The sequence below is a fragment of the Rhodobacter sp. NSM genome, assembly GCF_052244495.1.
In the GTDB taxonomy this organism is placed as follows: domain Bacteria; phylum Pseudomonadota; class Alphaproteobacteria; order Rhodobacterales; family Rhodobacteraceae; genus Cereibacter_A.
Map to the genome: position 1 here is coordinate 1 of NZ_JBQPXH010000046.1, position 1,666 is coordinate 1,666.

3 protein-coding genes are annotated in these 1,666 nt (G+C 69.3%); 2 read left to right on the forward strand and 1 reads right to left on the reverse strand.

Features of this window, described 5'->3' with window-relative positions:
- Together ACTVZP_RS22150 and ACTVZP_RS22155 are read left to right on the forward strand one after the other, a co-directional pair.
- A partial coding sequence (locus ACTVZP_RS22150; protein WP_443214290.1) for a c-type cytochrome occupies nt 1–216 on the forward strand: 216 nt, incomplete at its 5' end.
- 113 nt (nt 217–329) lie between these two features.
- On the forward strand, nt 330–902 hold the full coding sequence (locus ACTVZP_RS22155) for a cupredoxin domain-containing protein (RefSeq protein ID WP_443214291.1): 573 nt from the start codon (nt 330–332) through the stop codon (nt 900–902).
- Between the two features lie 128 nt (nt 903–1,030).
- On the opposite strand, the gene ACTVZP_RS22160 is transcribed toward ACTVZP_RS22155, so the two are convergent.
- Nucleotides 1,031–1,666: MauE/DoxX family redox-associated membrane protein (locus tag ACTVZP_RS22160; protein ID WP_443214292.1), on the reverse strand; the 636-nt coding region annotated here is incomplete at its 5' end.

A 1,666-nucleotide genomic window follows, 5' to 3' on the forward strand; every position in this document is an offset into this window, starting at 1 on the left:
GACGCCTCGGGCCACACCTGGCATCATCCGGATGCCCAGCTTCTGGCCATCATCCGGCAGGGGACCGCGGCCATCGTCGGCAACGGCTACCAGAGCGACATGCCGGGCTTCGCAGGCCGGCTGACCAAGGCCGAGATCCATGCCGTGCTCGACTATATCAAGAGCACCTGGCCCGAGCGCGCCGCCGACTACCAGCGGCAGGTCTCGGGCAACTGAGCCTGCCGTGGCCCTTGGGGCCATCACATCGAGAGATGCGGAGCCGGAAACCGGCCCCGTCACGGTGATCGCATCGGCCGCGGGACGTGCCGAACCAGATGAAGGAAGACCAGATGAAACTCATGACGATGGCTTTCCTGGCCGCCGTTTCCGCCGGAGCCGCGCAGGCGGACGGGACGCACATGCCGGACCACGGCGCGGCCCCGGGCGGGACGGGCCAGATGGAGCACATGGATCACATGGGGGACATGGGCGCGATGGACCACATGGGCGGCACGGATGCCGCATCCGGACACGGGGCGACGACGATCGGCGCCCCGGCCCGCGCGGAGGAGGCTGCGCGCACCGTGACGGTCGCGATGCGCGAGACGGAGGACGGGCGGATGGTCTTCGACCCGCCCGCCCTCGACTTCGCCGCGGGCGAGACCGTGCGTCTCGCGATCCGCAACGAGGGCGAGCAGGAGCACGAATTCGTCATGGATGCCTCGGACGAGATCCAGGAGCACAAGGCCATGATGGCCGAGATGCCCGACATGGTGCATCGCGATGCGAATGCGCTGCGGCTCGGGCCGGGCGAGAGCGGAGAGATCACCTGGACCTTCGGCGAACCCGGCAGCTACGAATTCGCCTGCCTGATCCCCGGCCACTACGAAGGCGGGATGCACGGTCCCCTCGTCGTCAGGTAGGACCGTCCGCAGGATCGGGAGGTCCGGCCGGCGGCCGGGCCTCTGCGGCGCCGCCCTCGTCGTCGAGCAGTCCCGCCCGCGGGATCAGGGGCTTCGGCCACCACCGGTCGCACCCCCGCGGCGGCGCCTCACATGCCATGCACAGGCTGCGGCAGGAGTCCCAGCGCCCCGCTCGCCATCCAGAGCGCCATGGCCACCATCATCAGGTTCTCGGTCAGCGAGACGAAGCCGAGCGGCACCCGGCTCGATCCGCCGACGCAGGCGCATTTCAGCTCGCGCCGGTCGATGTAGACCGCCTTGAACACCGAGACCGCCCCAATGCCGCCGATGAACAGCGCCACCGGCACCGAGATCCAGGTCAGCGCCCCGGCGATCATCAGGAGGCCGGCCAGCGCCTCGGCATAGGGATAGATCTTGCCATAGGGCACCCAGCGCCGCGCCAGCAGGTCGTAGTTCAGGAACATGGTCGAGAAGCTCTCGACGTCCTGCAGCTTGAGGAGCGCGAGCGCCACCATCGAGAAGGCGATGAACCACTCGCCCGCCAGCAGGGTCAGGGCCTGGCCGCTGACCGCCCAGCTCGCCGCCAGCGCCATCAGCGCGGTCAGGGCAAACAGTACGGCGACGGGGCGGTAGCTCACGGCGCCGGGGTCTGCCACGGACTTGCCGAAGAAGCGGCGCAGGTCGTCGTAGCCGCCGACCCGGCGCCCATCGATGAAGGTCTGGGGTGTGGTCTTGACCCGATGCTCGGCCATGAAGGCATCGGT

Bases quoted from the DNA above. Each gene is read 5' to 3' on its own strand.
- ACTVZP_RS22155 (WP_443214291.1), top strand. From the start codon at position 330: ATGAAACTCATGACGATGGCTTTCCTGGCCGCCGTTTCCGCCGGAGCC.